Below are 26,778 nucleotides of genomic sequence, written 5' to 3' on the forward strand. Positions count from 1 at the left end.
CGGGGCGCGGACCGGCGTGCGGTGGGACCGGCGTATGGCGGGAACGGCGTGCGGTGGGAACCGCGAGCGTGGGACCGGTGCGTGGGACCGGTGTGTGGCGGTGGCCGGCGTATGTGGGACGGTGTAGCCAAGCCGCCCTGCACCCGTGTCGGCGGCCCTCACCCCGTGCCCGCGCCGGAGCCCGTCCGGAACCCGCCCCGGCAGCCCGCCCCCACTCGCCCCCACCCCGCCCTCAGCCGCAGCGCAACGCCTCGAAGGCGTCTCGTCCCGCCACCCCGATCGCGAGGTCGATGTCCGGAGCGAGGGCCGCCCGGCGTTCCGCGCGGGTCAGCGCGGCCATCGCCACCCGGTCCCCGGAGTCCGCCTCGACCACGCCGATCTCGTGCCGGAGGTGCAGGAACGTACCGGTCTTCCCACTCCACCGCAGCGTGTCCGCGCGCAGCTCGCTCGCCAGCCGATGGGTGAAGACCTGGAGCCCCATCAGCCGCCGCAGCTCCGCCGTCGCCGGGGGACTGGCGATCTCGTCGCGCCACACACGCTGAAGCAGCTCCACGAGCGCCGAGGCCGAGCCGGCGTTGGCGTGCGCCGGATCGAGGGTCTCGATCGTGTGCCGGCCCGTCCGCTCGTCCCGGAGGGCCAGTTCCAGCGCGAGGGAGAAGTCGTTGCCGGCGGCACCGGCCGCGCACTCGTACAGGTGGTTCATGCGGTGCCGCACCCGCAGCCCGTCGCAGCCCCACGCGCGCAGCCGCGCGTCGGCCTCCGCCGCCGGCACCAGGTCGAGCAGCGCGTCCGCGGCGGCGTTGTCGCTCACCGACAGCATCAGCAGGAGCAGGTCGCCGACGGCCACGGTGGCCGGGTGCCGGAAGGCGGCGAGCCCGGTGGGGCCGACGCTGCTCGTGCCCGGGTCCACCGTCACCGGGTGCGCCGGATCGAGTTCCCCGGACGCGACGCGGTCCAGCACGACCAGGGCGAGGGGGACCTTCGCCACCGAGGCCAGCGGCGTCGACTCGTCGACGTCGAAGCCCAGTTGCTCGCCGGTGTCGAGGTTACGGGCCAGGAAGGAGCCGTGGACGCCGAGTGCCGCCCAGTCCGCGGCGATGGCCTCCGCGACGTCCAGGAGGGCACCGCGGTCGCCGGTGTACGCCGGTCGGTGCACCGCCGCCGCGCTCATCCGCGCGCCGCCAGCCGCGCGAGAACGTCCTCGTCCCCGGCGCCGGGCTGCGGTCCGCCGTGCCGGTCGGCGGTGGCGCCCACGGCCGCCGCGAGCAGCGCGGCGAGCCGGCCCGGCACGTCCTCCGCGGCGCTGCGGCCCGGCGCGCCGCGCACGTCGTACCCCCGGTGCAGGGCGCGGTCGGCGAGGGGCGTCCAGCGTGCCCCGTGCTGCCGGGCGAACGGTTCGGTGCACAGCAGCAGGGCCCGCCCGGCCAGTGTCTCGGCGAGTGCGGTGGCCGCCGGTCCGGCCGGGCGGATGCGCCCCTCGGGCAGCCCGGCACGGGCGGCGGCACGCGCCAGCCGGTCCTCGAAACAGGGCACTTGATCCTCCGTCAGGAGCAGCAGGGGAGGCGGTGCGGTGCGGGCGACGGCCCGACCGCGACGTGGCCGCAGTTCTTCCAGATGGACCGTGGGCCGCGCGACCCCGCTGCCCTCGGCATCCGGTTCCGGCGCGGTGGCGAGCCCCAACGGCGCCCGGAACGCGGCTCGTTCCGGGGCGGTCCGCACCAGCGCGTACCCGAGCGAACCGTCGACCAGCCCGGACTCCCGTTCCGAGGGCGACAGTTCTCGCATGCCGAGGGTGATCCCGTGCTCGCTGCCGGCGCGGATGGCCCGGGCCAGCGCGGCCGGGGCGCAGTCCGCGGGCACTCCGACGGCGCGCACCCGGGAACTTCGGGCCGAGCGGGCGACGTGGCGCAGCCGCTGGGCCCGGTCCAGTACGTCGCGTGCGTAAGGGAGGAGCAGCACCCCCAGCTCGGTGGCCGAGATCTGCCGCCGGGACCGGTCGAACAGCAGGCCGCCGAAGTGCTCCTCCAGTGTCTTGATACGGCGGCTGAGCAGCGGCTGGGCGATACCGAGCCGGTCGGCCGCCCGGGAGAAGCTCGCCTCGTCGGCGGTCGCCACGTACGCCTCTAGGTGTGCCAGGAGATCCACCCAGCACTCATATCAATCAGACATGCGTTCTTCAAAGTTCACTCTTGGACATGGGTGGGCTCCGGCTGTTTCGCTGTCCCCGTCGAAGATCGACGCCGATGACGGACGACCGGAAGGGCCATGCCCATGACCAGCACCGACCGCCCCGCCCCGCTGCCCCGCCGCGGCCTGATCAAGGCCGGCCTCGCCTTCACCGGTGCCGCCGTGACCGCCACGGCGCTCGCCGCGCCCCCCGCGGCGGCGGCCCCGGACGCCCGGTCGCGGGCGGGACAGGCCGAGTTGGCCGATCTGGAGCGTCGCTACGGCGCTCGGCTCGGCGTGTTCGCGCGCAACGTCCGCACCGGGCGGACCGTGACCCATCGGGCGGGGGAGCGGTTCGCGATGTGTTCGACGTTCAAGGCGTTCGCCGCGGCGGCGGTCCTGCGCGACCATGCGGGCTGCGCGCCGCTGGAGCGGGTGGTCCACTACCCGCCCCACGACAGCCTGCCCAACTCGCCCCGGACGGACGAGAACCAGCCGACCGGCATGACCGTCGACGACCTGTGTGCGGCGGCGATCCAGTACAGCGACAACGCGGCCGGCAACCTGCTGCTCCGCGAGATCGGCGGTCCGGCCGGTCTCACCCGCTTCTACCGGTCGCTCGGCGACGAGGTGAGCCGCCTGGACCGGTGGGAGCCGGAGCTGAACACCGCGATCCCCGGCGACCCGCGCGACACCACGACCCCGGAAGCCGTCGCCGCGAGCCTTGAGCGCCTCACCCTCGGTCGGGCCCTGGCCCCCGCCGGCCGGGAGCGTCTCGTGGGCTGGCTGAAGGGCAACACGACCAGCAAGGCGCGGTTCCGGGCCGGACTGCCGCGGGACTGGGTCGTGGCGGACAAGACCGGTACGGGCTCGTACGCGACGGCGAACGACATCGGTGTGGCCTGGACGACCCGGGGGACCCCTGTCGTGCTGGCCGTCCTGTCCACCAAGCCGGCCCAGGACGCCCCGGTGGACGAGAAGCTGATCGAGGAGGCGGCGCGCATCATGGCGCGTACCGTCGCCCCGGGCGAGTAGCCGGTACCGGGACGAGCGGGCTCCCCGCGGTGGCGGCCGGTCGGCCGTTCAGGAGGGTGCTGCCGCTCACGGCCGGCGGTCCGGCCGGCCGGCTGCGGTGAAGTGCCTCAGCCGACGAGGTCGTCGGGGCCCACCGGATGCGTCTCCAGGTCCGGAGCGGCCAGCAGGTCGGCGATCAGCTCCGGCGATCCGCCGACGTAGGTGCTGACCAGGTCCACGTCCCCGCCCAGACACCAGGCGTGGTCCTGCGGCCACCACAGGTCGGGGAGTTGGGCGAACTCGTCCAGGGACACCGGCGAGACGGCGTCCTCCAGCCGGCCGGCCAGCAGGACCTCGTCCCGGCCCGGGGTCTCGAAGGTGGGGAACCGGCCGAAGTCCCAGCGGCCGTACCCGCACCACAGGCCGAACCAGCACCGGTCCGGCGTGCCGGTGTGCCGGGCCAGGACGGGCAGCAGCGCCCGCGCGACATCCGGCGGGGTGGGCCCTTCCTCGGGATGCTCGTCCCACACGCCGGTCAGGCCGAGGTCGGAGCGGTTGACGAAGTCCTGGTCCGTTCCGATGACCTCGTGCCAGCGCGTGAGCGGTGTCGCCCGCGTTCCGTGGGCGGCGGCCACCGTCGACCAGCGCACCGGCCGCTCGTCGAGCCGAGCCGGGTGCAGGATCCGCGCGTAGGCGGGGAACCCCGGCGCGGCGATGGCGGCGACCGTGCCGAACGCGCCCTGTCCCGGCCCGGTGAGCCGGGCGGCGGGGGAGAGGTCGTCGGTCTGCACGCGCAGGCGGCCGTACCACTCCGGGGCGGGTTCCTGGTCGACCAGGGGGAAGTCGTTCATCCGCACAGTGTGCCCGGCCCGCCCCGGGAGCGGCCGCCGGGGCGGGCCGGGGCCCGGCCCCGCCCCGCCCTTGCCTCGGACCCCGCCGGCTGTTCGCGGCCGGGCTCAGTACGAGTTTCCCAGTACCGCCAGTAACATGATCACCTTGCTCTGGGTGTACCAGTCAGTCAACTCGGCGCGTCTCCGGACGCGCCCTGCCCGGAGAAGTCCATGTCTTCTGTCACCGACGCGTTGGAAAACGCGCGCTTCAACTACGAGCAGCACATGCAGACGTGCCGCCAGTGCCACGCCGACGCCGCGCCCTGTGCCGTGGCGAAGCATCTCCTGCGCCTCTACAACCTCGCCCGCCGGGACATGATGCGCGCCAGGGAGGCCGGCCCGACGGCCTGACCGGCGCCTGCCCTGACCGGGGCGCCGGGCGCCGGCCCCACGGAGCGACCGCGGCCGCGTAACCCCCGCGGTCCACGACCGTCGAGGCATCGACTCGCATGCCTCGTTCCCGCATCACGGCCGAGGCGCCGACCAGCGGGTTCTCCCGCGCGCCGACGCCCGGCCCGGATGCCCGGCCAGGTCGGGTCAGGAGGCGTGCCTGCGCCGCAGCATGAGGTACGTGCCGGTCGCACCGGCGGCCAGCAGGGCACCGGCGCCGAGGCCGACCGGAAGGACCGGGAACCGGGACGTGTCCGCCGTGGCGGCCATGGCCTGCATCCCCGGACCCGGGGTGATGTGCGTGCGCACGGCGGCGACATGCCGGACCGGGCCGACCGACTTCACCGAGCCGTCCGGGTTCAGCAGCACCTGCCGGTTGTTCGGGTGCCGGAAGTCGAACATGCCCCTGAGCGAGCCGGCCGTGGCGTCGAAGGAGTGGTCGCCGATGCGGCCGGTGTGCCAGTTGTCCTCGATGAAGCGGGTGATGGACGCCTGGTTCGTCAGGGTGTGGTCGACCTTGTCCACCTTGCTGTAGGGGGAGATGACGAGCAGCGGCTGGCGGGTGCCGGGGCCGCAGCGGTCCGCGTAGCCGCCGGCCGCCTTCGGTCCCTTGCGGCAGGCGGGGCTGTCGGTGGCCTTGCCGTTGGAGCCGGGCGAGGTGTCCGTGGAGCCGTTCCGCGGGGCGACGTACGCGTGGTCGTACCAGCCGTCGGAGTCGTCGTACGCGACCACGACCGCCGTGGACCTCCACTGCGGTGAACTCTGGATCGCGTTGATCTGCTCGACCAGGAAGCGCTGCTCGTCCAGCGGGTCGGAGTAGCCGGCGTGTCCGTCCCGGTACTGGGCTGCCTTGACGAAGCTGACGGCCGGGAGCCTGCCCGCCTTGAGCGCGGCGGAGAAGTCGGTCAGGTCGTAGTTGTGGTTGGCCCGTCCGTCGTGACCGATCTCGCCGACGTTCTTCGGCGGCAGGTGGTGCGGGTTGGCCGTCGACCGGTAGTAGGAGAACGGATTGTGGTGCGGGCTGTAGTCGACCACGGCCGCGCCGCCCACGTTGGTGTGCGTCGTGTCGCACTTGGCGTGGGAGCCGGACGTGCCGTTCCACGCGGTCGACGGGCGGAAGCCGCCCTGGAACCAGCCCCAGGTCACCTTCCGGGCGTTCAGCAGGTCACCGATGTTCCTGCCCCGCATGGCCGCCAGCGCGTTGCTGCTCGTGTGGTCCTTGTTCGAGCAGTCGTCGAAGGCCGGGTCGGGGTCGTTGATCATCGTGCCCACGCCCTTCGCGTCGGGCGACTTGACCGCGTACGGGTCCGGCGTGGACGTCTGCTTGCCGGTGGCGGGGTCGACGGAGATCACGCCGTGGGTGTTGCCGGAGATCAGGTTGAGCGCGCCCGGGGTGGAGGGGCCGTAGTTGGAGCTGAAGGACCGGTCGGACAGGGCGTAGTGCTGGGCGTAGTTCCACAGCGCCGTGACGGTGTTGCCGTCGTAGTAGTCCATCACCAGGCCGGGCTCGCCGAACAGGCCGCCGCTGCACTTGCCGACCTCGGTGTTCTGCACGTACCGGTCGGCCTTGCCGCCGTCGGCCGCGTACTGCTCGGGGCCGTAGGAGTGGTTCTGGTCGCAGGTCATCGCCTGCGCCGGGGAGAGCCGCCTGGGCGCGTACTGGTTCGGGTTCTTCTTCAGCAGCCCGGCGTGGGCCAGGGTGTCGATGTCCTCGGGGGTGTGCTTCGAGGCGGTGAACTTCGTGCCGTCGGTGTTGGCCGCCTTCGGATAGGTGGCGAAGTAGTGGTCGAAGGAGACGTTCTCGTCGAAGAGGACGACGACGTGCTCGACCGGCGTCGCGGTCTGCCGGGCGGAGGGCGCCGCCGCCCAGCCCGGCGCGGTGCTGCCGATGACCGTGAGCGCGGCGGCCCCGGCGAGCGCTCCGAGACTCCTCGCCGTTGCTCCTCTTCCCCTGCTGACCATGGTGGTGGACCCTCCGGACGGGAATGTCGTGCGTCGTACGAGCACGGATGCTGCGCCCCGTGCGGGGCGCGGCAGCGGAGTCATGGTGGCGTACGCGTGAACTCCCGGTCAGGGGTGCCGGGGCAACTCTTGACGATGTGTTGACCCGTTCGGCCGCCGGCTTGTCCGGACAGGTCTCTCCAGCAGGGCCCGTCCGTACCAGTCCGTGGTGTCCCGGACGCCGGGCAGCGCGAAGAAGTAGCCGCCGCCGAACGGGCGGATGTAGTCCGTCAGCGGCTCGCCCGCCAGCCGCCCCTGCACGGTCTCGAACTGCCGGGCCACATCCTGCTGGTAGCAGCAGAACAGCAGGCCCATGTCGAGGTTGCCGTTGGTGTCCATGCCCCGGTCGTAGTTGTAGGCGCGGCGCAGCAGGCGCTGTCCTGCAGTGCCGGGGGTACGCGGGTCGGCGCGGCGGATGTGCGCGTCCAGCGGGATCACGTCACCCGTGGGGTCGTCGGCGTACTTCGGCGTGTCGTACTCGTGGTCGCCGTCCAGCGGGGCGCCGGAGGCGCGGGCGCGGCCGAATATCCGCTCCTGTTCACTGAGCGAGACCCGGTCCCAGAACTCCACCAGCATCCGGATCAGCCGGACCACCTGGTAGCTGCCGCCGGCCGCCCAGTCCGGCTCGCCCGGGCCGCGGCCCACCCACACCAGGCGGTCCATCTCCCGGGCGCTGGTCGCGTCCGGGTTGGCCGTGCCGTCCTTGAAGCCCATCAGGTTGCGGGGTGTGCCCGAGGGCCGGGGCGGACTGGTGAACCCGTCCAGCCGCCAGCGGATCTGCAGTCCGCCGCGGGTTTGCCGGGCGATGTCGCGCAGCGCGTGCAGGGTGGTGTCCGGGTCGTCGGCGTGCAGTTGGAGGCTGAGGTCGCCGTGGCACCAGTCGGCCCGCAGGTCGTCGTCGGGGAAGGCCGGCATGCGGGTGAGCCGCCGGGGCCGCAGCGGGGCGAGCCCGAACCGGTCGTCGAAGAGGGAGGCACCGACGCCGACGGTCACGGCCAGCTGTCCGCCGGGCAGCCGGTCGCCGAGCACCCCGGAGTCGGCGGGCGGGCCGGTGATGCCCACCGGGTCCGGGGTGCCGCCGGAGGTCAGCAGGCGGGCCCGGTCGGTGAGCGTGCGCAGCAGGTCGGTGAGTTCGGCGCGGCCGTCCGCGGTGACGTCGAGGGCGGCGAAGACGCAGGTGCGGCGCGGGGCCGCGATGACGGAGGCCTGGTGGGCGCCGTGGAAGGGGGCGACAGCGCTCGCCGCGATGGCGCTCGCCGGCGCCGTGGTCTCGGGAGTGGCGGCGCTCGTGGCGAGGCCCGCGCCGGTCAGGGCCGCCCCGCGCAGGAAGCGGCGCCTGCCCAGGGCCTCGGGCGGTTCGGCGGTGGTCATACGGTCCTCCGCGGGTCGCACAGGGTCGCCACCGACGCCAGCCGCTCCACGAGGCCCCCGACGGCCGCGTCGGTCCGTTCCCGCTGGGCGCGGGTGAGGTCCCCGAGCGGGGTCCAGCGCGCACCGTGCCGGAAGCCGTCGAGGGTGCGCCGCGCACGCTCCATGTCCTCGTCCAGACCCGGCAGGCCGGCGTACCGGGTGGTGAGCAGCGGGCGCAGCCGGGAGAGCACCGCGCCCGTGCCGTCCAGATCGGCGCGGGCGGTGGCGAGGCCGCTGCCGCTGCCGTAGTCGGTGCGGCCGGTCAGCTCGAACTGCACGGTGTCCTCCAGGATCTCGTGCGCGCGCAGCCCCAGCCCGGCGGGGTCCATCCGGGTCGCGGCCCAGCCGTCCCGCAGCCCGGTCACCGCCCTGACCAGCGCCGCCGCCGGTGCGCGCAGCCGTGCGGCCGGCTCGCCGTGCCAGAGGCCGTACTCGATCCGGTGGAAGCCGGTGAAGTCCCTGTCGCGCACCCCGTCGGGCAGGCCCGCGTCGGTGCCGTTGATCCGCGCGTCCGCGTCACCGAAGGCGTCGTACGCCGCCCCCAGCCGCTCGTACCGCAGATGCGCCGGCAGCCACGCCGACCGGGCGGCGGCGAGGTCACCGCCGTCGATGGCCGAGCGCAGCCGGGCCGTGAGCCGGACGACGTCGCCGAGACCGGCGCCGACCCACTTCTGGTAGGCGAGGGCGGGCGGGATCAGGTCGTGCTGGGTGACCGGGGCGGCGCCGGGCCCGCGCCGCCCGCCGGTGACGTGCACCCGGGGGCCGGTGACGGCGTCCGCGTCGTCGGGCACGCAGGCGAAGGCGTACGTGCCCGTGCCCAGCCGGACCGTCAACTGCCGGGTCGTCCCGGGGCCGATGCCCTCCACCTCCCCGAACACCTCCTTGGTGGCGGGGTCTTCGAGATAGACCTCGGCGGCCGTGCCGGAGGTGTTGTGCAGGTCGAAGGTCTGCACCCCGGGCTCCGGCCGGGTCCAGCCACGACCGCAGCGGCTCGGCGACACCTCGACGGTGATGCGCCGCGGTCCGTCGCCGGCGGCACGGCCGGGACGGCCCCCGGCGGCGAGGACGGCCAGCAGCGTGCCCGCGACGGCCAGGGCGAGGACACCGACGAGGACGACCTGGGCGGCGGCCGGCGTCCGGAAACGGACGGACCGCGTGCCGAGGCGCGGCAACGGCATGGCGAGCCTTCCGGACGACGTACGCGGCGATCCCCCGCGGCCGTGGGAACGCCCGCGGAACGGCCCCATGCTAGGCCCTGCCGGTCCTGGGCGGTGCCCCGGAACCGAACAGTGGCCCCGTTCGGCTACCCGGCCGTCAGTCCTTCACCGCTCCGCCCAGCCCGGAGACCAGGCGTCGCTGCACGAGGACGAAGAACAGCAGCACCGGGATCGTCATCACCGTGGACGCGGCCATGACCCCGCCCCAGTCCGGCTCGTCGGGTTTGTAGAAGACCAGCAGGGCCATCGGCAGGGTCGACTGCGAGGTGTCGCTGATGATGAAGGACTTGGCGAACAGGAAGTCGTTCCAGGCGGAGATGAAGGAGAACACGCTCGTGGCCACCAGGCCCGGCAGGACGAGCGGCAGCAGGATCTGCCACAGGAATCGCGCGCGGCTCGCCCCGTCGAGGTACGCGGCCTCCTCCAGGGACTTTGGAACGGCCTTCACGAACCCGCGCAGCATCAAGATCGCGAACGGCAGCGAGAACGCGATGTGCGGCAGGATCAGCGAACCCAGTGTGTTCAGCAGGCCGAAGTCCCGCATGAGGAAGAACATGGGGATGGTGAGCGCCTCCACCGGAACCATCTGCGCCACCAGGAACATGATCAGCAGGGTGGTTCGGAAGCGGAACCGGAAGCGCGTCACGGCCGTCGCGGCCAGGAAGGCGATCAGCGCGGAGGCGACCACGACACTCACCGCCACGAGGAGGCTGTTGACGAAGTACCGGCCGAACGCCTCCTGTTCGAACACCCGCCGGAAGGAGTCCAGCGAAGGGGAGGACGTCCAGGGCCTCGGTTCGGTGGACTCGATCTCCCCGGCCGGTTTGAAGGCGCTGAGCAGCATCCAGTAGAGGGGGAAGGCGACGACCGCGGCGACCAGCAGCGCCGTCAGTTCCGCGGCCAGCCGCCAGGGACGCCGCACCCACGAGCGCGCAAGACTCACAGCTCCTCCCCTTGGCGGCGCAGCAGCCGCAGATATCCGAGCGTGACGGCCAGCAGGACCAGCAGCATCACGACCCCGATCGCCGAGCCGAGGCTGTACTGCGAGGACGCGAAGGCCTTCTGGTAGGCGTAGACGTTGAGGACGAGGTTCTGGCCGGCGATGCCGCCGCCGCCCGTCATCACGTAGATCTGGGTGAACACCTTGAAGTCCCAGATCACCGACTGGACGGTGACGACGACCAGGATCGGCCTCAGCATGGGCGTGAGCACCGAGCGCCAGATCCGCCACTGCGAGGCGCCGTCCAGGGCGGCGGCCTCCAGCACCTCGCCCGGCACGGCCCGGATGCCCGCGTAGACCGTGACCATCACGAACGGGAAGGAGCACCACACCACTTCGAGCAGGACCAGGAAGAAGGCGCTGTAACGGCCGTAGGTCCACGAGTGGTCGCCGAGTCCTAGGAGGCGGTCGACCGGACCGAAGTCGGGGTCGAAGAGGAACAGCCAGACCGTCGAGCCGGTGATCGCGGGTGTCGCCCACGCTCCCAGGGCGGCCAGCATCAGAGCGAGCCGCGGGACGGCGCGGACACGGGTGAGCAGGACGGCCAGCGCGCAGCCCACCGCCAGCGTGGCGACCACACAGGCGGCGGCGAAGCCGACCGTCGCCACCAGCACCTGCCAGAACTGCTCGTCGGCGAAGAGTTCGCAGTAGTTGGCCAGGCCCCGGAAGCTGGTCGGTTCACCGCCGCTGACCTGCGCCTGGGTGTACTCCAGGAACGAGATCAGCCCGAGCTGGTAGACGGGGTAGACCAGCAGCCCGCCGAGGACGACGAGGGCCGGCGCGAGATAGAGCCAGGGGGTCCAGCCCGCGCGCGTCCGCGCCCCGCCGCGGGGCTGTGCGGGAGCCGGAGCGGTTTGCCGAGCCACCGTCCGTGTCACCCCGTGGACCCGAACGCGTCGTTCATCTTCTTCGCCGCGTCCTCGGCCGCGGCCGTCACGCCCTTCTTGCCGCTGACGATCTCCTGGAACATGGTCGGCAGCACCAGCGAGGAGTCGATCTGCACCCAGGCGGGAGAGGCCGGCACGAACCTGGTGCCGGCGGCGAGGGTCTCGACGAACGGCTTCACGAACGGCTCCCTGGCGGCGGCCTGGTCCCGCACGTCCGTGAACGTCGGCAGAAAGCCCATGGCGTCGAAGAGTTCCGCCTGCGTCTTCTTCGAGGCGAGCCGCTTCATCAGGTCCACGGCGAGCGTGCGGTGCGAAGTGCTCTTCAGGACACCGATGTTGTTGCCGCCCGCGAAGGCCGGTGCGACCGAGCCCGGCTTCACCCCGGGCAGCGGAACGATGGCGTACTTCCCCTTGACCTTCCCGGCGTCCACGGCCGAGTGGCTGAAGTTCCCGCCGATCGCCATGGCGGCCTTGCCGGACGCGAACGCGGTCACCGTGTCGTTGCCGTTCATGCCCGCGCACTTGGCGGCGGGACAGTTGTCGTCACCGAAGAGGGAGGCGTACGCCTTGATGCCCTTCGCGGCGGCGGGGCCGTCGATGGCGGAGGCGTACGACCCGCTCTTGCCGGTGGCCAGTTCACCGCCGTTGGCCCAGATGAACGGCATCGCGCCGTAGGTGTAGGCACCGCCGACGACGAGACCGTACAGGTCGGGCCGGGCGGCCCGGATCTTCTTCGCGGTCGAGATCAGCTCGGCCTGTGACTTCGGTACGGCCAGGCCGAGTTCACGCAGGACGTCGGTCCGGTAGTACAGCGCCCGGATGCCGACGAAGTACGGTGCCCCGTAGACCTTGCCGTCCACGGTGACCGACTGCCGGGCGGTCGGATCGGTGTCCTTTGACTCGTTCCACTCGTGGAAGTCCCGGGTGACGTCGGCGAGTCCGCCGTCCCGTACGTAACCGGCCGTGTCGGTGTTGCCGTACTCGATCACGTCGGGTGCGGACTTCGGGTCGTTGAAGGCCGCCTTGATGCGCTGGGCGCGGGTCTCCACGGGGATGTACTCGACGGTGACGTCGGTGCCCCGGTGCGCCTTCTCGAACTCGGCGAGGACCGCGTCCACCACGTGCCGCTTGGGCTCGTTGTCGACCTCCTGGAAGAGCCAGACACGCAGGGTGCCGGTCTTCTCGTCCTTGCCGGAAGGGGAGTCGCCTGAGGTCTGGGGCGCGCACGCGGTGGCCAGGGCGGCGGCCAGCGCGATCAGGCCAACGTAACGGACGGGCAGGTTCATGGAGTGTTCCTCCGATGAGGCGTTGCAACATGCGCAATGGAGGTTTCGCTGTGCACAACGCCTCGGAGGCTAGAGGCTCCATGAACACGCCCACAAGAGGTCTCAACCACTCTGTGACCGGCAGACGCACACCGTGCAACGCCCAAGCGGCACAAAGGCCCCGGACGGTGCGTCAGCGCACGGGGAAGCCGAAGCCGTAGCCCTGCTGCTTCAGCCACGGCAGCAGAGTGCGCAGCGCCGTCACCGTCTGGGAGCGGTCGCCGCCCGCATCGTGGAAGAGGATCGTGGGACCGTTGTGCAGCTCACCCTTGACGGTCGCGATGATCGCTTCGCTGCCCGGCCGCTCGAAGTCCTTGGAGTCGACGTTCCAGCCCAGCGGCCGCATGCCGTGCGAGGCCGCCAGCTTCCGGCTGTACGGGGTGAAGGCGCCGCCGGGGGCCCGGTAGTACATCGGCCGCACACCTCCCGACGCCTTGGTTATCTGCCGTTCCGCGTCGACGATCTGCTGCGACTGGTAGGCCTGGGACTTCTTGTCCATCGTGGTGTCGTGCGACACGGTGTGATCGCACAGCCGGTGCCCGGCGGCCACCACCTGCTTGACCAGATCGGGGTGGGCCTCTGCCTGGGTGCCGACCATGCAGAACGTCGCCTTCACGCCGTTGTCGCGCAGCACTTGGAGCACCTGCGGGGTCCAGGCCGGGTCCGGGCCGTCGTCGATGGTGATGTTGACAGCGTGTGCGCCCCCGTCGGAGGAGTGCGCGATGGTCTCGGACACGGGCGCCGCCTTCGGTGCGGCAGGCCGGGCGGAGACGCCCGGTGCCGCGGACCCGCCGCCGGTCTGCCCGGCCTGTGCCGTCCACACCGAGGTGGCGGCGGCCACCGCCGTGACCCCGACCGCCGCAGCGACCACCCGGCCGTACCATCCCCGCCCGCCATGCCGCGCCATGTCCGTCCCGCCCCCTGCTGTGCCGTTGGATTCCGTGCACCTGGCAGGACGGCGAGAAGCGATCACAGGATCCGTCTGTTACGAATCACGGACAATTCCGGGGCGCTGCCGCGACAGTCCCCCCGCGCGGGGGCAGGGCACGTGGACCGGTCCGCCGCCTCAGCCGGTGTTCAGTGCGGACCTGACGATCGCCGTCGCCGCCTTGCCCGCCGCCAGGACCGGGGCCGTGCTGCGCGCGGCCCGGCCGAGCATGAACGCGCCCTCCAGCAAGGCGATGACCGAAGTGGCCGTCTCCCGGGCGGCAGGCTCCGGAATGCCTCCCTCGGCGTAGTAGGCGGCGAGGCGGTCGGTCCAGCTGTCGAACACCTCGGCGGTGGCCCGCCGTAGCGTCTCGTCGGTGCTCGCGACCTCCATCGCGACGGTCGCGATCGGGCACGGGTCGGCGAAGTCCAGTTCGGCGAGGGTGCCGGCCGCCGCGCCGAAGGCGTCGGCGGTGGCCGCGACCCGGTCCTCGTACGGCGTCATCAGGGCGGTGATGAGTTCCAGGTAGCCGGCGCCCGAGCTGCGGACCACCTCCTCGCCCAGCTGGGCCTTGCCGCCGGGGAAGAAGTGGTAGATCGAGCCGAAGGGAGCGCCGGCGGCCGCGGCGATCTGTTTCATGCCGGTGCCGGTGTACCCCGTGCGCCGGAACAGCTCGGTGCCGGCGGTCAGGATGCGCTGCCGGGTCTCATGGGTGCCGGGGGCCTTGCCCTCGCTCATGTCCGGTACCTCCGGGGAGCCGCTGTCGCCGTCGGGGGTCGACGCCTATTCTGTCACTAGAACGATCTATCTAGTGAGGGTCCGCTGGCCCGGTCCACCGGACGCGGCGATTCGACCGGGCGGAGGCACGGCATGCCGGAGATCGAACTGAGCGCGGGAACCATCGACTACGACGACACCGGGGGCGACGGTCCCGTGGTGGTCCTTGCGCACGGCCTCGGGTTCGACGGATCGGTGTGGGCCGAGGTCGTCGCCGGACTGCGCGCCGACTTCCGGGTGCTGGTCCCCGTCCTGCCGATCGGCAGCCACCGGCGCCCGATGCGGCCCGACGCGGACCTCTCCGCGCACGGCATCGCCCGCCTGCTGGCGGAGTTCATGGACCGCCTGGAGCTGCGCGACGTCACCCTCGTCCAGAACGACACCGGTACGGCCCAACTCCTCGTCGGGACACGGGACGAGCGCATCGCCCGGCTCGTCCTCACCTCCTGCGAGGCACTGGACAACTACCCGCCCGGCGTCCAGGGCCGGCTGCTGACCGCGGCCTGCAAGGTCCCCGGCGGACTGTTCCTCCTCCTCCAGTCCTTCCGGTTCCCCTTCCTCGCCCGCATGGAGACGTCGCTCGGCGGCATGGCGAGGAAGCGGCTGCCCAGGGAACTGATCGCCCGCTGGTACGGCCCGCTGCTGACGAACCGGCACATCCGCCGGGACCTCGCCAAGTTCTGCCGTGCCACGCGGAAGGACTGCTACCTGCGAGCGGCCCGCAACCTGCCGTCGTTCACCCGCCCGGCGCTGGTCGCCTGGGGTGCCGAGGACCGCATGATGCCGCCCGAGACCGGCCGCCGCCTGGCCCGGCTCCTGCCGAACGGGCGTTACGTGGAGATCCCCGGGGCGCGCACCCTGGTCCAGTGGGACAACCCGGAGGCGCTCACGGGGGAGATCCGGCGCTTCGTGGCAGCGAACCCGCTGCCCGGCGAAGGCTGAGCCCGCCCCGGCGAAGGCTGAGCCCGCCCCCTCCGGCCCCACCCGCAGGGCGGGTGGGGCCGGAAGGTGTCACTTGTCGCGGCGTGACACGTCACCAATAGTGGCGACGGCCGGCGACCGCGTGCCCCATGGACCCCATGATCCACAGGATGGCTCCCACGACCAGCAGGATCACGCCGATGGTCCACAGGATCGAGATTCCCGTGAGGAAGCCGATGATGAGCAGGATGATGCCGAGGGCGATCATGACGTGCCTCCAGCTGGTAGTGGTGCTCCTGCCCTCCGGGTGCCCCCAACGCGGCTGAAATTGCACCCGAGAGGCGAAAATCTTTGCGGGCCGTGGCGGTCCGTGTTTCAAAAGTTCGGTCCGCAATGTTGACTCGCCGTATCGGCGGCCTCACATTACTTAGCGGTAGTACCGCGCGGTAATCCCGCGGCCGGTCTCTCGTCGCCGTCGGGTGTGTGCTCATGCCACGCCCCGCCGGCACGCACGCCCTTCGCGCACCGTCTCCGTACGCCGGACCGTCGTCTCCGTACGGCGGACCGTCGTCTTCGTACGCCGGACCGTCGTCGCACGTCCTCGCTCGGTCGAGCCGCTTCGCTCCAGCGATCCAGCAGTCCCGTGGCACCGCCATGCCCGTTTTCGTCCCGTGTCCTGTCCCGAGAAGGGAGAACCATGCCCATGCCTGCCCTGCGCCGTGTCCTCACCGCGACGTCCGCGGCCGTCGGCGCGCTGGTCCTCGGCCTCACCACAGCCCCCGCCCAGGCCACCACCCCCCTGAACTACGCGGCGCTGGGGGACAGTTACAGCGCCGCCTCCGGTGTCCTCCCGGCCGACCTCAGCAGCCCGCTCTGCCTGCGTTCCACCGCGAACTACCCCCACGTCATCGCCTCCCGGACCGCGGCGCGGCTGACGGACGTCACCTGCGGTGCCGCCCAGACCAAGGACTTCACCCAGGCCCAGTACCCCGGCGTCGCCCCCCAGGCCGACGCGGTCACCGCCGACACCGACCTGGTGACCCTGACGATCGGCGGTAACGACAACGGCACCTTCATCAACGCCGTGCTCGCGTGCGGCACCGCGGGCGTCCTCAGCGGCGGCAAGGGCAGCCCCTGCAAGGACAAGTACGGTACGACCTTCGACGACCAGATCGACGCCGGCACCTATCCGGCGCTGAAGGCCGCCCTCGGCAGCGTCCGCACCAAGGCCCCCCGGGCCCGGGTCGCGGTGCTCGGCTACCCGTGGATCACGCCGGCGACGGCCGACCCGTCCTGCTTCGCCAGACTGCCCGTCGCCACCGGTGACGTGCCGTTCCTGCACTCCATACAGGCGCACCTCAACACCGTGGTACGGCGCGCCGCCGAGGAGACGGGGGCCACCTACGTGGACTTCTCCACGGTCTCCGCCGGACACGACGCGTGCCAGGCCGTCGGCACCCGGTGGATCGAGCCGCTCCTGTTCGGGCAGAACATCGTCCCGGTCCACCCCAACGCCCTCGGTGAGCGGAGCATGGCCGAACACACCATGAGCGTCCTCGGCCTCGGCTGACCGGTCGCCGCCCGCCCGGGCCGCCGGTCACGCGTCGGAGAACAGCGGGTCGTACGCGGTGGAGCGCTCACGGCCCGACATGAAGGACAGGAAATCCCGCACGAACGCGGCCCGCGAGTACGTGCCGTCGGTGCCGGCCATGTCCCGTCGGAAAGCCCGGCGGAACAGCGCCCGGTACTCCTCCGCGTCGACGCGCCGGTCGCCGTCCGCGTCGGTGACGTCGAAGAGGACCTCGGCGACCCTGATCAGGGCGGGGCCGGCGAGCGACGGCACGGCCTCGGCGTACTCCCGGGCGCTGACGCGGCCGTCGCCGTCGGCGTCGAGAGCCCCTTGGAGCTCCCGCCACCAGGCGGCGAAGGCGTCGTAGAGCCGCGTCTCGTCCGGCTCGTCCAGGTCGAGACGGCCGGCGACCTCCCGGGCCATCGCGGCGAGGTCGGGCCAGTCCACATAGCCGTCCCCGGTCTGGTCCAGCACCGCCGTGAAGAACTCCTCGGCGCTCCGCCGCGCATCGGTGTCCCCGGCCGGGTCCGGCTCCGGCTCCGGCGGAAGGGGCGCGAGCAGCCGGACCAGGGCCCCGGCCCGCTTCATCCGGTCGCCCAGCGCCCCGATCGTCCTGGCCCGGGGATCGTCGGCGCCGGGGGAGAGGGCCAGCAGTCTGGCGATTCCCTCGGGCTGGAGCCAGCCGTCCGGGAGGAACCGGGCGAGGCCCACGGCCAGATAGGCGCTCTGCATCAGGGTCTGGGCGCCCGGCATCTCGGGCAGCCCCGCCCTCCGGCGGAAGGGCTCCGGCAGGGATGCCACGGTGATCACACCGACGAGGGGTCCGGCGACCGCGCGGCCCGCCGCCCACATGGCGGGCAGGCCGTGCAGCAGCGGCGGTGCGGGCAGATGGTCGAAGAGCCGGTAGAGGATGATGCGCATCGCCTCCGTGTTCTCCAGCTCCTCCTCGACCACACGGTCGAAGTAGGGCCAGAACTCCTGCACCGTGGGCGGCAGATGACCGGCATCGCCCGCCAGAGCGGCGAGATAGGCACGGAATTCCGCGTACAGCTGCTCCATGACGCCCTGTTCCAGTGGCTGCCCGCCGAGGCGGCACATCGTGACGCTGCTCTCGAAGAGGGTCGCGACCACCCAGGCCCGTACGCCGGGGTCCATCGCGTCGTACGGCCGCTCGTGCGCGTCGGCGCCCTTGAGCCGCGCATGCAGCCGGTTGAGCCGTGCCGCCTCCCTGCGGCGCACGTCGGCGTCCGCTCCGAACATGCGCTGGAGGCTCACGACCGTGTTGCGCAGTCGGCGCCACGGGTGTGCCACGAACGTCGAGTTGTCGGCCAGCGCCGCGCCGACCTGCGGGTGCGCGGCCTCCAGCACGGTCGCCCGGACCATCGCCAGCGCCCAGCGCGGATCCTGGAAGAACGCGTGGAACCGGCTGCCCGGACCGAAGAGGGACGCCTCGTCGTATGCGGTCGGACCGGGGTCCCGGTCGCGGTGACCGGCACCGGTGTCGGCGGGCCCGTTGCTGTGTGCGTCGGTCACGGTCGTCGTTCTCCGTTCGCGTTCGGGTTCACGCCGCCGAAGCGACGGTCGCGCTGCTGATAGGCGTGCAGGCACTCCAGGAAGTGCGCCGCGCGGAAGTCGGGCCACAGGACCGGCGGGAAGATCCATTCCGCGTAGGCGACCTGCCAGAGCATGAAGTTGGAGATGCGTTGTTCCCCTGAGGTCCGGATGACGAGGTCCACATCCGGTGTGTCGGCGAAGGGGAGGTGAGCGGCGAAGCTCCGCTCGTCCACGGCCTCGGTCGGCACCCCGTTGCGGATCAGCGACCGTGCCGCAGCCACGATGTCGCTGCGCCCGCCGTGATCGAAGGCCACGGTCAGCGTCATGCCCCGGTTCTCGGCGGTCAGTGTCATCAGGTCGGCGAAGTCCCGGGCCAGCGGGGGCGGGATACGCGGATCCGTCACCCCGAGGAAGCGGCAGCGGATCCCGCGCAGGTGCAGCATCGGGGCGTGTTTGCGTACCACTCGGCGGACCAGCCGCATCAGGAAGTCGACCTCGGCGCCCGGCCGTTGCCAGTTCTCGGTGGAGAACGCGTACAGGCTCAGCCACTTGACTCCGGCTGTCCGCGCCGCCTCGATGACGTCGATCACCGTCGTCTCGGCCGCGCGGTGACCCGACGTACGGGGCAGAGAACGCCGTGCCGCCCAGCGGCCGTTGCCGTCCATCACACAGGCGACGTGCCTTGGCACCCTCCGGCGTCCCAGGGGCCGCGGGTGTTCCTCGGGCCGTGGGTGATCGTCGATTTGCGGGTGTTCCTCGGGCCGCGGGCGTTGCTTGGTTTGCGGGTGTTCGGTCTGTAGGTCTTCGGCCTGTAGGTCTTCGTTCCGTGGGTGATCCACGGTCTGTTGGTGTTCCTCGGGCCGTGGGCGGTTCCGGGTCCGATCCGGGAACGCGACCGAACCGCCGATGACTTCCTCAGCCGTCACGCCTGCCCCCCAGCGGCAATGAGCGGAAACTCCGCCACTTCACGGCCCTCTCGCGGGTGACGGGCCGGATCGTCTCCAGCAGGGTGTCAGCCCCCGGACCGGGAGACGGCGCAACGGCCGGGGTTCACCCTTGGCACTCCTGTGTGAGGGTGCGGTCACCTGCCGGGCCGCGAGGTAAACCCGAACGGGCAGTGCGGCGCGAGACGACGGGAGTCGCCGTTCAGCCGAGCTGGTACTCGAACCACATGCGATGTGTGCCATCGGCGTCCACGGTCATCCCGCCGGAACCGGAGATCCCGGCCAGCTCGCGGGTACCGCTTGACGGCACGATGGTGAAGAACTCCGCCGTGCGGTCGCTGCCGGACGTCGTCGCCGAGTGCACGAAGTTGAAAGCCCCCTCCCGCCCCTGGAGCGAGCCTTCGAACGACTCCATGGCCACATAGGTGCCGACGCCCGTCGACTGGTCGTACGCGGCGGTGAAGAGGGTCGCCGAGCGCCCCGTGACCTCACCCTCGAAGTGCTTCTCCATCGTCGCGACACCTACCGGCAGCCCGGTGGTCACGGACGGTTCGGGTTTCAGTTCGGCCGGGACGAACGCCTTGACGGTGAAAGTTGCCGTAGCTCTCATGCCCTGACCGTACCGAGCCGGTCTGACAACGCAGCCGGACCACGGGAAACCAGGAACACGCCCGCCGGTTGGCCGGCGTCCTGCGGGTCTGCATCGGGAAGTGCGTCCCGCTGCTCTTCCTCTGAAGCCCGCGCTGCCGGCGGAACCCACCAACGGGACAGCTCTGTACTTCACCGCGTTCTTCATCCCGCCGTGGCTGCTTGCGATCCCAGCCAAGAGGGGTCTCCACGGGCTGGATCGGCGACCAACGCTGGGCTTCTCCGCCGGCGCGCTGTTCGGCTGCGTGGCGGTGTCCACAGATGCGTCAGTGCTTTAATTGCCAACTTTCCATGCGCCTTTTGAGACCGACCGAGCTGTGAGCCGCACAGGATGCATCTTGATCAGCTGAACAAGCTGAAATTCGCATCCCCGCTACTGAATCCTTAGCAACCCGCACCTCGTTAATCGCTACGTCAACGTGATCGCATTTGCCGCGCGGGTCAGGCCCACGGATTACAGAATCTTCGAGAGCGGTCTGGGTTCAGCACAGCAGCAGCTACTTCGTATGCTGCTGAGTAGTTCACCCCAAGGTCGAGTGGAAGCGGCATCGAGTTCATAGAGTCAGCTCGGCCGGGCGCTCGGGGGAGCGTGCCCAGGGACGCCACCGGCCGGCCGCTCTGCGATCACGGTCGGTACGATTCTGGCATGTCATCGCCAACACCGCCCGCTTACACTGCCCCCTCCGGCGACTTCGGACCCACCCCGCCGGCCCCCCGCTTCCGACCTGTATCGGTCGCGCTCCTCGTCGTGGGGCTCGTCCTGGGCGCGGGCGGGGTCGGCGCTGCCTGGGCGCTCAGTGACGACGATCCCACCGGCGACGGCGCGGCCGGCGACGCCCACCGTGCCTGCGAAGCCTTGGAGGGCTTCGACGAGTCCGACTACGGGGCCAAGGGGGCCAAGGGAGACATCGCCCTCAACCGCTACGCCGCCGCCGTTGTGCTGTCCGCCGCGGCGGCCGCGGGTGACCATGAGTACAAACCGTTGGCCGAAGCCATGCGCCGGGTGCAGAACCAGCAGCTCCGCTTCGCCGACTTCGCCGAACCCGCGGTGCAGAAGGACTTGAAGGCCGCCCGGTCCCTGTGCGCCGACATGTGACCGATGCCCGGCGGCCGACGGGGACGGGGCGTGGTGGCGCTGCCCTGCCGTACCGGAGGCGGCTCGGTGCCGGTCCTTCAGCCGGTGCCGGCGGTGGTCGGGGGCCAGGAGGCCCCGCCGTCCGACACATGGGCCTCACGAGCGGATGAGCGACGGGAGACGGGGCGAGCGTCGCCACGAAGCCGGGGCGGCGCTCACCCCTCACCCGTTCGGCTGGGCTGCGGCGGCTCCGAAGGCTTCCGAGGTGCCGCCCTCGCCCTGCTGGGAGGGGGTGTCGACGAAGCTGTAGGGCGGCAGCGGGCCGTTGATGCGCAGTTCGAGATGCGGGTGCTCCTGGCGGAACTCACGCACCCTGGTCAGGAACAGCTCCGCTGAACTGCGGTCCACCAGGAAGGAGAGGTTGGCCAGCCAGCCGGTGCTCGGCGGCCCGGCGCTGACTTCCTCCGCCATGGGTTCCAGCGCCTGCCGGAGCAACTCCGCGTCGGTCGCCTCGCGTGCCTGGACGGCGGCGGAGATCATCTCCCCGAGCCGGATCTTCTGCTCCTGCGTGCCCCCGCCGGCCTCGCGGTTCGCTTTCGCCATGGAGCGGATCTCGTCGTGGCCCGCCATGATCAGGCCGAGCACGGCCTCTTCGTCGTGATTGGCCTTGATGTTGTACTCCGCTTTACCGTCCAACGCCCGCAGCCGCTCGAGGAAGTCCTCCGCACGCTCGGCGAGCACCCTGATCACCGTGTCGTCGTCCGGGGAGGTGCTGCCGAACCGCATCGGCAGTACCACGCCGCCCGCCGCGGCCTCGTCCAGTACCCGCTGGTGGGCGAGCAGATCACGGCGCTTGGGACGCAGTTCCTCGGGGGCGTCACTGACGATCGCGGCCAGCTCGCCCCGGGTCAGCACGCGTACCGGCCGTGGTGGGTCGCCGATGCCGTCCGTGTCCTGACCGAGGGGTGAGTGCGCAGCACGGATGATCCCGTAGACGTACGTGCTCATCTCTCATTCCCCTCTCCTGCGGTCGCCCTGGTGCTCCCGGCCCTCTTCGCGTGCCTGCTGGAAGGCGCTGGAGATCGTCTCCGCGGCACCGGACAGGGCACCCTTCGTCTTGCCGCGGGCACCGGACTCCGTGAGCTGTCCCGTGAGCTCCGTGAGCCCGGCCGGCTTGCGCGGCCCCGCTTCCAGGTCGAGGCGGTTGCACGCCTCGGCGAAGCGGAGGTAGGTGTCGACGCTCGCGACCACGACCCGTATGTCGATCTTGAGTATCTCGATACCGACGAGGGAGACCCGCACGAACGCGTCGATCACCAGCCCGCGGTCGAGAACGAGTTCCAGAACGTCGTACAGGCCGCTGGAGCCGCCTCCGCCGCCCTGCTGCGTCGCCATGGTCATAGCGACCAACCCCTTGCCGTGATCTCGGTGTTTCTCGCGTCGGCGGGGACCGCTGACAGCGACTCGTCGGCCTCGCTGTCCTCGCCGCGACGAAGGTTCCTTCGCCGCGACGAAGACTCTGGATGCGGGTAGCCCCCGCCACCTGCGGCTAAACGCGAGAACGAAGAGGTGGCCGGGCGGGCCTCTGCGGCCGCTCCGGAGTGGTCCCGGGCGGGGTGGGCCGGGCGGGCCTCGGCCGCCGCTCCGGAGGGGTCTCGGGCGGGCGGGCCGGGGCGGGCCTCGGCGGCCGCCCATGAGTGGTCCCACCCCGCCCTGACGCCCGGTGGCGAGTGATCGCCCCGGCGTGGCCCTTGGCCCGCTCGAACCCGGGCACGGTCCAGCCGAGCGGCTCCGGCGCGGCCCGCTGCCCACCCTGCCGCGGCGCCGGCCCAGGCGGGGCGGGGGCCTGCCTCGCCCTGCACGCCGGCGCCGGCCCAGGCGGGGCGGGGCCTGCCTCCCCCCGCACGCTGGTGCCGGTCCCCGTACCGAATCGCCTGCCTGCCGTAGTGAGTACGCCACGGGCGGTCCCTAGCGTGATGGCACATGGCAATCCCGTTACACCCCACAGAACTTCGCTTACGCACCGGCCTCGCGGCCTTCGCCACCGCCTGCCTGCTCACCGCCGTCGCCGCCCCGGCCGCCGTCGCCCAGTCGCCGCGGGACCTACCCAGCGCCGCACCCAGCGCCGCACCCCGCGCGTGCGGCCCGCACACGGAGCTGAGCCGTTCCGTACGCCACCTCGTGGCGCACGACCGGATCGCCGGCGCCGCGGTCCTGGCCACCGGCCCCGACCCGGCCGCTCCCTGCGCCCGCTGGACGGTGGCCGACGGCGTCGCCGATCTGCGCACCGGCCGCCCGATGAACACCACCGACCGGCTGCGCGCCGGCAGCGTCATTAAGACCCTCACCGCGACGGCCGTCCTGCAACTCGCCGCCGAGCGGCGGCTGTCCCTGGACGCGCCCGTCGAGCGCTACCTGCCGGGTCGTGAACGCCACCGGAGACCCGCGCACCAGCTACCGCAGCGCCCGGATGGTGCGCCGCGACTGGCCCACCTCCCGCCTGGTGACCTTGCGGGGCGCGGACCAGCACGGTGTCTACGGGGTCTTCGGCAGCTCGTGCGTTGACTCCACGGTCAACGCCTACCTCGGGACGGGGCGCCTGCCGTCCGGGGACGTCGGCTGCCCCCGCGCCACCGAGTGACGGACCGGCGACGGGCGGACGTCTCCACGACGTCCGCCCGGGATGCGCCCCGCCGGTCGCCGCCCCCTGAGCGGCCTCACGAGGCGAGGTTCTCCTTCTCGGCCGGGACCGGGAGTACGACGATGCGCTGGACGGCCCGGCTGAGGACCAGCACCCCCGCGACGATCAGCAGGGCTCCGCACGCCTCCGGCAAGAGCCACCACCCGGTGCGGATCCGCTCGTCGAAGAGGGTGATGCCCAGGGTGAGGCTCACCACCGCGTCGCCGATGGTCAGCGCGGGCTGTGCCGCTGCCAGGGGACCGGCCTGAAGCGCGTTCTCCAGCAGGAGCACCGCCGCGGCGCCGGCCAGCGCGAAGCCGTAGGTCTGCCAGGACCGCAGGAACGCGGCGAAGCCGTGGTCGGCGAACGTGCCGCTGGCCGACTTCAGCAGGGCGGCGGTCAGGGCGTTGCCGATCGCGGAGGCGGTCGCCAGCAGCGCGGCGCGCCGGGCCGGCAGGCGCCCCCGGCCGGCCAGCAGCACCGCCAGGGCCATCGCGCCGGCACACAGACACACGGCCGGGATCCACCGGCCGAGCGACGCCTGATCGGTCGCGCCGTGCGGGGCGGCCGCGATCAGCAGGAGGGCCAGCCCCGTCACACAGCCGGCGACACCCCACCAGCCCGAGTGCGGCAGCCGCCGGTGCATCAGCGGGGCGGCGACGAGCAGGGCGAAGGGGAGTTCCAGGATGAACAGCGGCTGGACCAGTGCGAGCGGACCGTTGACCAGGGCCAGGCTCTGGAACAGCGCGGCGCAGATCACCCCGGCCATGCCGATCATCCAGTACGGCCGGCGCACCAGCTCCGCGAGCAGGCGGAGCCCGCCGCGCGTGCTGTCCGAGGCGGCCTTGCGCTGGAACGCGGTCCCCACGGCGTTGCTCGCAGCCCCGGCGACGGCGAACACCGCGGCCAGTTCGATCACGACCGACTCCCGCCTGCGGCTGGCCTCCCGGAGGGAGGACCGGGTCCCTTCAGCCTACGGAAGGCGGCCCCGCCGTGCCGTGTGGGCCGCCCCGCCCCGGTGACCCGGGGCGGGACGGGCGGGTGGGGGGGAGGAGGGTCAGGAGACGGTCAGGTCGTCCGCGTAGACGGCACCCTGGCCGTACCAGCCGTGGACGTACACGGTGACCGTGCCCGAGTCGCCGGTGCTGAACGGCACCGTCAGCTTCTGCCACGAGGTGGGCGAGGCCCAGGTGCTCGCCGTCGCGCCGCCACTGACCCCGAGATAGGCGTACGGACCCTGCACCCAGCCGCTCAGCGTGTACGACGTGTGGGGCTTGAGGGTGAGGGTCTGGGCACACTGGCCGCTCTGTGCGGCGGACGGCGCGGTCTTCAGTGCGTGGCTGCCTGCGTGCGCCGGCGAGGACACCACTGTGGCGCCGTTGTCGCAGGTCCACGGCGCGAGCGAGCCGGTCTCGAAGTCACCGTTGGGGAGAGTGGCGGTGCCGCCCGATCCGTACACGGTCAGGGTGAACGAGGCGCTGTGCCTGGTCGGGCCCGCCGTGCCGGTGACGGTGAGCGGATAGGTGCCGGGGGTCGTGGAGGCGGCGGCCTTCACGGTCAGCGTGGCGGTGCCGCCCGCGGTGACCGAGGCCGGGCTCAGGCTCGTGGTCACCCCGCTCGGTGCGCCGCTCACCGCCAGGTCGACGGTCTGGGCGCTGCCCGCGGTCACCGAGGTACGGACCGACGCCGTCGTCGAGCCGCCGGGGTCGACCGAGGCGGTGGCCGGGGAGAGGGAGACGGAGAAGTCGTCGGCCGGGGGTGTCGTCGTGCCGCCGGTGAAGGGCGCGAAGGTGTGTGTGAAGTACCAGGTGTCCTGGGCGATGCCGGAGCAGGTGTCGGACGCGGGGGAGCCGGGGCAGCCGCCGTTGTCGCGCTGGAGCGCCCAGAAGGACAGGGTGTTGATGCCCTTGGCGACCGCCCAGTCGTACACGGTCGTGGCGTCGGCGGTGGTGAAGGTCTCCGCCGGGCCGTAGTCGTCCACACCGGGCATCTCGGTGACGCCGATCATGTTCCACAGCTGGGTGTCCGACAGGCTCGGGTACAGCTCGGCGAGCTGGTCGTGCAGCCCGCTCGCGGCCGTCTGGGTGTCGGTGGCCATGTGGTGGGTGGCGCCGTCGTAGTAGTCGAACGTCATCAGGTTGACGACGTCCACCTTGGCGCCCGCGTTCTTGGCGCTGCGCAGCACCGCGAGTCCGCTGTCGGCGAGGCCGCTCGTCGTGGTCGGGAGGGTATAGGAGATCTGCACCGAGCGTCCGTTGGCGGCGGCCCAGTCCTGGACCTTCTTTATGGCCTGGTTGCGGCGGTTGATGCCGGCCGTGTTGGTGAGCGAGTTGTCCTCGATGTCCATGTCGAGGCGTGCGACGTCGTAGGTGGTGATGACCTTCTCGTAGGCGGCGGCGATGGAGTCCACGTTCGTGCAGCTGTCGGCGATCTCGGTGCCGCCGTTGTCGGCTGCGTATCCGCCGAGGGAGGGGATCACGTCACCGCCGCGCGAGCGGATGGTCGTGAAGTCGGAGCCGAAGACCGAACCGTCGACCGGGGTGCCGGCATCGCCGTTCCAGTACGGGGTGCACGAGCCCTTCCGGTCGGTCTGGAGGAAGGCCATGGTCAGGTACTTGGCGCCGGAGGCCTGGGCGAGGGCGGCGGGGCTGTCGCCGTTGTAGGCCTCGAAGTAGGGGGCGAAGACATGCGTGGGCAGCGGGGTCGCCGCGTGCGCGGCGCCGCCTGACCCCAGGGCGAGCCCGGCGGACGCGGCCAGCGTGGCCACGCCGGTGAGCAGGGCGCGTACGGATCTCGGACGTCTCATCGGGTACTCCCGGATAGCGAACGACAGGCGAGAGAGCGGGGTGTCGCGCTGTTGCGGCCCGGCCGTGGGGCTATTGGTCTAGGCCATAATTGGTCTGGACCAAGTGACGGTCAAGGTGTGCGGGAGGGCCTTTGCCCGTTCATGGGAATCGGCCGCACCCGGCCGGGGCCGCGATCCTGACGGCGTGTCATGGCCGCCGCCTGCGACCGCGCTTCGTTCGCCGCGTCCCCGCGGCCGCCGTGCCCGTGTCGGCGGGGCGTGCGTGGACGCCTGTACCGGGAGTCCGTGGTGAGCCGGGGTCAGCCGCCCCAGACCGACCAGGACGCCGTGCCGTGTGCGGACATCAGGGCGGCGAGCACGACCAGGTCGGCGATGCCCAGCCCCAGTCCGAGGAGCGCGCGGAACCGACGTGCGGTGTCACGGCGCAGGGCGATGACGGCCAGCACGATGGCGATGGGGCCGAGGACGAGGTTGAGGACGAGCAGCCCGACGAGGCCGAGGACGAAGGAGGCCACGGCCATGCCTTCGGTGTCCTGCCGGCCGGTCCGGCGCGCGGGCGGTGCGGTCAACCGCAT

The 26,778-nt window shown here is 72.0% G+C and carries 25 protein-coding genes and 2 pseudogenes; 7 read left to right on the forward strand and 20 right to left on the reverse strand.

Going from position 1 to position 26,778, the window contains the following annotated elements; genetic code table 11:
• Positions 1–232 precede the first annotated feature (232 nt).
• On the reverse strand, positions 233–1,156 hold the full coding sequence (locus tag JK361_RS06165; protein ID WP_307787188.1) for a serine hydrolase: 924 nt from the start codon (positions 1,154–1,156) through the stop codon (positions 233–235).
• Between the two features lie 11 nt (positions 1,157–1,167).
• Complete coding sequence (locus tag JK361_RS06170) at positions 1,168–2,145, reverse strand: LysR family transcriptional regulator (protein ID WP_201814627.1); 978 nt, start codon at positions 2,143–2,145, stop codon at positions 1,168–1,170.
• Positions 2,146–2,271: 126 nt separating this feature from the next.
• On the opposite strand from JK361_RS06170, the gene bla reads away from it, so the two are divergent.
• The gene (gene bla, locus JK361_RS06175) at positions 2,272–3,201 is read left to right on the forward strand and encodes a class A beta-lactamase (RefSeq protein WP_201814628.1); all 930 of its coding nucleotides are present in this window, start codon (positions 2,272–2,274) and stop codon (positions 3,199–3,201) included.
• 107 nt (positions 3,202–3,308) lie between these two features.
• Here the strand turns inward: bla and JK361_RS06180 are convergent, their stop codons facing one another.
• Positions 3,309–4,031 carry a hypothetical protein gene (locus JK361_RS06180; RefSeq protein WP_236052510.1) on the reverse strand — a complete coding sequence of 241 codons (723 nt, stop codon included), beginning with the start codon at positions 4,029–4,031 and terminating at the stop codon, positions 3,309–3,311.
• A 210-nt stretch (positions 4,032–4,241) separates the two neighbouring features.
• Here JK361_RS06180 and JK361_RS06185 point away from each other — a divergent pair, with 210 nt between their 5' ends.
• Positions 4,242–4,421, forward strand: a complete 180-nt coding sequence (locus tag JK361_RS06185) for a hypothetical protein (protein ID WP_201814630.1) — start codon at positions 4,242–4,244, stop codon at positions 4,419–4,421.
• Positions 4,422–4,607: 186 nt separating this feature from the next.
• Here the strand turns inward: JK361_RS06185 and JK361_RS06190 are convergent, their stop codons facing one another.
• From JK361_RS06190 to JK361_RS06225, 8 genes are all read right to left on the reverse strand, one after another.
• Positions 4,608–6,422, reverse strand: coding sequence for a phospholipase C (locus tag JK361_RS06190; RefSeq protein WP_201814631.1), 1,815 nt, complete (start codon positions 6,420–6,422; stop codon positions 4,608–4,610).
• A gap of 108 nt (positions 6,423–6,530) precedes the next feature.
• Positions 6,531–7,832, reverse strand: coding sequence for an iron uptake transporter deferrochelatase/peroxidase subunit (efeB, locus tag JK361_RS06195; RefSeq protein ID WP_201814632.1), 1,302 nt, complete (start codon positions 7,830–7,832; stop codon positions 6,531–6,533).
• Complete coding sequence (locus tag JK361_RS06200; RefSeq protein WP_201814633.1) at positions 7,829–9,049, reverse strand: peptidase M75 family protein; 1,221 nt, start codon at positions 9,047–9,049, stop codon at positions 7,829–7,831. The genes efeB and JK361_RS06200 overlap by 4 nt, the downstream gene beginning before the upstream one ends.
• A 136-nt stretch (positions 9,050–9,185) precedes the next feature.
• A complete protein-coding gene (locus tag JK361_RS06205; protein WP_201814634.1) occupies positions 9,186–10,031 on the reverse strand; it encodes a carbohydrate ABC transporter permease in 846 nt (281 codons plus the stop codon).
• Positions 10,028–10,954: a carbohydrate ABC transporter permease gene (locus JK361_RS06210; protein ID WP_307787190.1), complete on the reverse strand. Its 927-nt coding sequence runs from the start codon at positions 10,952–10,954 to the stop codon at positions 10,028–10,030. Before JK361_RS06210 ends, JK361_RS06205 begins: the two co-directional genes overlap by 4 nt.
• A gap of 8 nt (positions 10,955–10,962) precedes the next feature.
• A complete protein-coding gene (locus JK361_RS06215; RefSeq protein ID WP_201814636.1) occupies positions 10,963–12,261 on the reverse strand; it encodes an extracellular solute-binding protein in 1,299 nt (432 codons plus the stop codon).
• 172 nt (positions 12,262–12,433) lie between these two features.
• A complete protein-coding gene (locus JK361_RS06220) occupies positions 12,434–13,207 on the reverse strand; it encodes a polysaccharide deacetylase family protein (RefSeq protein ID WP_201814637.1) in 774 nt (257 codons plus the stop codon).
• 159 nt (positions 13,208–13,366) lie between these two features.
• Positions 13,367–13,966 carry a TetR/AcrR family transcriptional regulator gene (locus JK361_RS06225; protein WP_201814638.1) on the reverse strand — a complete coding sequence of 200 codons (600 nt, stop codon included), beginning with the start codon at positions 13,964–13,966 and terminating at the stop codon, positions 13,367–13,369.
• A gap of 132 nt (positions 13,967–14,098) precedes the next feature.
• On the opposite strand from JK361_RS06225, the gene JK361_RS06230 reads away from it, so the two are divergent.
• Positions 14,099–14,947 carry an alpha/beta fold hydrolase gene (locus tag JK361_RS06230; RefSeq protein ID WP_201814639.1) on the forward strand — a complete coding sequence of 283 codons (849 nt, stop codon included), beginning with the start codon at positions 14,099–14,101 and terminating at the stop codon, positions 14,945–14,947.
• Between the two features lie 91 nt (positions 14,948–15,038).
• Here JK361_RS06230 and JK361_RS06235 read toward each other — a convergent pair whose 3' ends face one another.
• Positions 15,039–15,194 carry a DUF6131 family protein gene (locus JK361_RS06235; protein WP_201814640.1) on the reverse strand — a complete coding sequence of 52 codons (156 nt, stop codon included), beginning with the start codon at positions 15,192–15,194 and terminating at the stop codon, positions 15,039–15,041.
• Between the two features lie 429 nt (positions 15,195–15,623).
• Between JK361_RS06235 and JK361_RS06240 the strand changes: the two genes are divergently transcribed.
• Positions 15,624–16,496 carry an SGNH/GDSL hydrolase family protein gene (locus JK361_RS06240; RefSeq protein WP_201814641.1) on the forward strand — a complete coding sequence of 291 codons (873 nt, stop codon included), beginning with the start codon at positions 15,624–15,626 and terminating at the stop codon, positions 16,494–16,496.
• Between the two features lie 27 nt (positions 16,497–16,523).
• Here the strand turns inward: JK361_RS06240 and JK361_RS06245 are convergent, their stop codons facing one another.
• The 3 genes from JK361_RS06245 to JK361_RS06255 all read right to left on the reverse strand — a co-directional run bounded on the left by JK361_RS06245 (position 16,524) and on the right by JK361_RS06255 (position 19,604).
• Positions 16,524–18,029, reverse strand: coding sequence for an oxygenase MpaB family protein (locus JK361_RS06245; protein ID WP_201814642.1), 1,506 nt, complete (start codon positions 18,027–18,029; stop codon positions 16,524–16,526).
• Positions 18,026–18,715 (reverse strand): polyprenyl diphosphate synthase, encoded by a 690-nt coding sequence (uppS, locus tag JK361_RS06250; protein ID WP_236052614.1) that lies wholly within the window; start codon positions 18,713–18,715, stop codon positions 18,026–18,028. Before uppS ends, JK361_RS06245 begins: the two co-directional genes overlap by 4 nt.
• Before the next feature lie 481 nt (positions 18,716–19,196).
• Positions 19,197–19,604 (reverse strand): DUF3224 domain-containing protein, encoded by a 408-nt coding sequence (locus JK361_RS06255; protein WP_201814643.1) that lies wholly within the window; start codon positions 19,602–19,604, stop codon positions 19,197–19,199.
• Positions 19,605–20,288: 684 nt separating this feature from the next.
• Here JK361_RS06255 and JK361_RS06260 point away from each other — a divergent pair.
• Complete coding sequence (locus JK361_RS06260) at positions 20,289–20,738, forward strand: hypothetical protein (protein WP_236052511.1); 450 nt, start codon at positions 20,289–20,291, stop codon at positions 20,736–20,738.
• 201 nt (positions 20,739–20,939) lie between these two features.
• Here the strand turns inward: JK361_RS06260 and JK361_RS06265 are convergent, their stop codons facing one another.
• Positions 20,940–21,725 carry a GvpL/GvpF family gas vesicle protein gene (locus JK361_RS06265; RefSeq protein WP_201814644.1) on the reverse strand — a complete coding sequence of 262 codons (786 nt, stop codon included), beginning with the start codon at positions 21,723–21,725 and terminating at the stop codon, positions 20,940–20,942.
• Positions 21,726–21,728: 3 nt separating this feature from the next.
• On the reverse strand, positions 21,729–22,118 hold the full coding sequence (locus JK361_RS06270; protein ID WP_201814645.1) for a gas vesicle structural protein GvpA: 390 nt from the start codon (positions 22,116–22,118) through the stop codon (positions 21,729–21,731).
• Between the two features lie 582 nt (positions 22,119–22,700).
• Between JK361_RS06270 and JK361_RS06275 the strand changes: the two are divergent.
• Positions 22,701–23,153, forward strand: a pseudogene (locus JK361_RS06275) (serine hydrolase); the annotation flags it as partial.
• Positions 23,140–23,358 (forward strand): annotated as a pseudogene (locus JK361_RS06280) (alpha/beta hydrolase); the annotation flags it as partial. The pseudogenes JK361_RS06275 and JK361_RS06280, both read left to right, overlap by 14 nt.
• A gap of 76 nt (positions 23,359–23,434) precedes the next feature.
• On the opposite strand, the gene JK361_RS06285 reads toward JK361_RS06280, so the two are convergent.
• From JK361_RS06285 to JK361_RS06295, 3 genes are all read right to left on the reverse strand, one after another.
• Positions 23,435–24,316: a DMT family transporter gene (locus JK361_RS06285; protein ID WP_201814646.1), complete on the reverse strand. Its 882-nt coding sequence runs from the start codon at positions 24,314–24,316 to the stop codon at positions 23,435–23,437.
• Positions 24,317–24,454: 138 nt separating this feature from the next.
• Complete coding sequence (locus tag JK361_RS06290; protein ID WP_201814647.1) at positions 24,455–26,203, reverse strand: carbohydrate binding domain-containing protein; 1,749 nt, start codon at positions 26,201–26,203, stop codon at positions 24,455–24,457.
• 299 nt (positions 26,204–26,502) lie between these two features.
• Positions 26,503–26,778: a DUF4190 domain-containing protein gene (locus tag JK361_RS06295; protein WP_201814648.1), complete on the reverse strand. Its 276-nt coding sequence runs from the start codon at positions 26,776–26,778 to the stop codon at positions 26,503–26,505.

This window comes from Streptomyces musisoli (assembly GCF_016741855.1).
In the GTDB taxonomy this organism is placed as follows: Bacteria; Actinomycetota; Actinomycetes; order Streptomycetales; family Streptomycetaceae; genus Streptomyces; species Streptomyces musisoli.